General features: G+C 40.2%; 4 protein-coding genes. 2 read left to right on the top strand and 2 right to left on the bottom strand.

All coding sequences use genetic code 11. The annotated features are described in order from the left end of the window. Both QVB70_RS04505 and QVB70_RS04510 read left to right on the top strand, forming a co-directional pair. A partial coding sequence (locus QVB70_RS04505; protein ID WP_287583809.1) for an FIST C-terminal domain-containing protein occupies positions 1 to 220 on the top strand: 220 nt, incomplete at its 5' end. Positions 221 to 341: 121 nt separating this feature from the next. Further along, the gene (locus QVB70_RS04510; protein ID WP_287583812.1) at positions 342 to 1,298 is read left to right on the top strand and encodes an NAD(P)/FAD-dependent oxidoreductase; all 957 of its coding nucleotides are present in this window, start codon (positions 342 to 344) and stop codon (positions 1,296 to 1,298) included. 57 nt (positions 1,299 to 1,355) lie between these two features. Here the strand turns inward: QVB70_RS04510 and QVB70_RS04515 are convergent, their stop codons facing one another. Beyond that, positions 1,356 to 2,567, bottom strand: a complete 1,212-nt coding sequence (locus QVB70_RS04515) for an FprA family A-type flavoprotein (RefSeq protein ID WP_287583814.1) — start codon at positions 2,565 to 2,567, stop codon at positions 1,356 to 1,358. Between the two features lie 109 nt (positions 2,568 to 2,676). After that, positions 2,677 to 3,586: SagB/ThcOx family dehydrogenase (locus QVB70_RS04520; protein ID WP_287583816.1), on the bottom strand; the 910-nt coding region annotated here is incomplete at its 5' end.

Raw genomic sequence — 3,586 nt, forward strand, 5'->3', positions numbered from 1 at the left:
GGGCAAGATATCACAACCAAGTTTCGGTTTTCTCGTCCACTGTGCTGGATGTAGACTGGCAATTGGGGATAGAGTCGGTGAAGTAGTCGAACAGGCAAAAATGGCTCTTGGTGACACACCGTTCATCGGATACAATGTTTTCGGCGAACAAGCAACGACTCAACAAAAGGAAATAATGCATTGCAACCTAGCATTATCTTCTGCAGTGCTAGGCACATAGATTAACCCGAAAAACCACACTTATCCCTTTTTTATAGTGAATTCATTTTTAGGTTTTCAATTTTTAAAATACTAAAAAGAATATATTTTTCTAGAAACATTCCTTCAGTGGAGGTTTTTTGATGGAGCTGGATTTTGGAATTAGTGTAGATATTGGTCCTACATTAGAAAGTATATCCACTGACGTCCTCTGCATCGGTACTGGACCTGCTGGTCTAGCAGCAGCAATTTATACTGCACGCGCGGGATTAGATACGATTATCGTTGGGAAAAAGTCAGAATCTTATTTAGGTAAGGGGCATTTAATCGAAAATTATCCAGGAATCCCTTCTATAAAAGGCGCAGATCTTCTCGAAAAGTTCATAGAACATACTCAAAAATTTGGAGCAAGAATTATAGAAACGGAAGTAACCGATTTCGTCTTGGGTGATCCTAAACTTATCACCACCAAAAAAAATGCGATATCCGCTGTTGCCGTGGTTATTGCTACTGGTAAAGGCACAGCAAGGAAAAAACTGATCCCTGGAGAAGCATCCTTTGTAGGAATGGGTGTGAGTTATTGTGCCACATGTGATGGACCTCTTTACAGAGGACGTGAGGTAGTGGCAATCGGAAATAGCAATGAGGCCGCAGAAGACCTTTTAACTCTTCATCAGATGGGCTGCAAAGTTACCTGGATCCTCGATGACCCCGATGGGCTCAAGGTTTCACCAGAACTAGTTGAAGAAATCAAAGAATTGAATATTCCAATAATTGAAACTGCTGTTGTAAAAGAAATTAAGGGACAAGAGAAAGTAGAAAGTATTGTAATTGAAAATGATGAGGGAGAAAAGGAACTAAAAATTGATGCCGTGTTTGTTTTTAAAGCGATCCCAATGACGCCGTTATTCAAAAAGGCAGGAGTGAAAATAGGAGGGCGTAATTGCATACAAGTTGATAGAATGCAACAAACCAATTTATCCGGCGTGTTCGCTGCTGGGGATGTCACTTGTGGTGGGATGCAAATAGTCACTGCAGCCGGGGAAGGTGCTGTAGCGGGCATGAATGCAATTAAGTATGTCCGAAAGCAAAAAAAATGAATGCATCTGCGATTAAATATGAAAAAAAAGAATGAAGGCAGTACCTTTATCGGTTCGTTATGAACTCTTTATGAGTTGCGCAAACTTCTTACCGAATTCTTCACCTTTTGTTAATTCCTCTTTTGTAGCATGACCGGTGAACTCAAAATAATCAGTGAGTTCCCATCTATTGCGCTCTACCAGTTCCTCAACTTCTTTCTGTGCACCACCACTCCATCCCTTACTGCCAAATCGGGCAACTTTTTTATTAAGGATGCGTTTACGTTTCGCCATATCTAAGACATAAACCATTAGAGGAAAGAGACCTGCTTCGTAGGTAGGAGCACCGATCATAATGCCTTTATTGGACCATAGCGCCGGAAGAATATAACTCACGTTAATTCTTGCGACGTCAAAGACTTCAACTGGTACACCAACTTCAGAAATTCCCTGAACTACGGCATTCATCATTGCTTCTGTATTGCCATACATGCTTGCATAAAGTACAGTTATACCTGGCTCAGTTTCCCCAAGCATATATCCTGCCCATTTCTGATATAACTCGATAATCTGCCCTGGGTTTTTACGCCAGATAATTCCATGAGAAGGAGCGATTACATCAATTTTGAGGCCTGCGTCAACTAATTTTTTTATTGCTTTATTTACTTGCCCGCTAAATTTCGCAACGATGTTCACATAGTAGCGAAGTGATTCTCTTATGTAGAACTCCCACTCTTCTTCTTTGATTTCATCGTCAAAGATGGCACCACGAATAGCTCCGTACCCGCCAAATGCGTCGCACGCGAAGAGAATATTATCAGCAGTATCATAGGTTACCATTGTTTCTGGCCAGTGTACAAAGGGTGCATGGAAGAACTGTAAAGTTTTAGTGCCAAGATCAAGGGTTTCTCCGTCACTTACAGCTTGCACGTTGTCAGTTATATTATAAAATGTTGCAAGCATTTCTTTTGCCTTGTCGGTACACAAGATGGTTAAATTAGGGTTGATTCTTCGCATAGTGGTTACGAGTCCGCCATGGTCAGGTTCCAAATGGTTCATAATTACATAGTCAAGTTCTGAAATTGGAATAATTTCTTCTACCGCGTCAAAGAATTCGTCCCCTTTAAATGCTTTAGATAAATCGATCAACACCTTTTTCTCGTCAACGATCATATACGAGTTGTATGAGACGCCTTCTTCCGTTACTGGCCAAAGTCCTTCGAATAGGTCAGTTGTCCTGTCATTGATAGAGATGCAATATACATTTGGTTTAATTACATATTTTGGCATAATTCAAAACCCCCATCCTATCTATTGGTGGTTTCTTTCGTAAATCTTTTTCCTTTTGTGATCTAGAACATTGAGACTAACTTTTTGAGATTTCAAAATATAATGATGTTTATGGCGGCATAGAAGGAAAGTCTTGTATTGACTTTCGAAGTACACCAACAGTTGCCATATAGACAACGGTTTCGTTGACACCATCCACATCTAGTAATTTATTCGCTTCTTCGTCAAAAATAGCACCAATTGTACAGCAACCTAACTGAAGCGCTTCCGCTGCTAGATAAAGATTTTGTCCAATATGACCTGCATCAAGATATATGTATCTATACGCTCTTTGGAGGTATTTCCATTTTGACCTCTCAACAACAGCTGTCCATACAAACGTAACTTGTGCGGATTTAACCATCTTCTGGTTGAGTGCAGCTGCTGCACACTCTTCTGAATGATCACCTTTCTTTAATAACTCAAGATCAAAGTAATGCGGTCTAAAATGATAAATGCCAGGTTCAAGGCCAGTTACGAGTCGAACATTCAAATAAGTCTCAATAGGATATAATGCGCCTGCTGATGGTGCTGTTCTTAAAAAAAGAGGTCCAAACGGGGTGTCATGCTTTGAAGTTGCTCCTTGTGTCGCCCATAGAAGGGTTGAGAGTGTTTTAAGATCAATTGATTCTTGCGGATCATAGTTTCTTCTCGACCTTCTACTAGCTAAAACCTCCATGAGTTTAGCTTCATTCCTAAATTCAGGTTCAGGTAGTGAGAGCTCCTCAATAGGATCCTCATAAGCTTTATAGAGCGTAGGTTTGTTATCCCAGTCCATAAAGTGTCTTGGTAATTTGTTTCTTTGGTATTTCGTTTTTTGTTGAAACCTGTCTCCGATATCTTTTGACGTGTTCTTTTCGTTATTCATCTGTTTCCAACCTGTGCAGTGTTTCAATATGGCATACTTCTTTACTTTTTTAAGAAATGTGTTCTCTACATATCGGTGAACTACCACCCTACAAGTAGGCTGGCTTCCTGAA

The sequence above is a fragment of the Candidatus Borrarchaeum sp. genome (assembly GCF_019058535.1).
Lineage (GTDB): Archaea > Asgardarchaeota > Sifarchaeia > Borrarchaeales > Borrarchaeaceae > Borrarchaeum > Borrarchaeum weybense.

Coding starts and splice junctions, on each gene's coding strand:
- QVB70_RS04510 (WP_287583812.1), top strand. CDS start 342: ATGGAGCTGGATTTTGGAATTAGTGTAGATATTGGTCCTACATTAGAA.
- QVB70_RS04515 (WP_287583814.1), bottom strand. CDS start 2,567: ATGCCAAAATATGTAATTAAACCAAATGTATATTGCATCTCTATCAAT.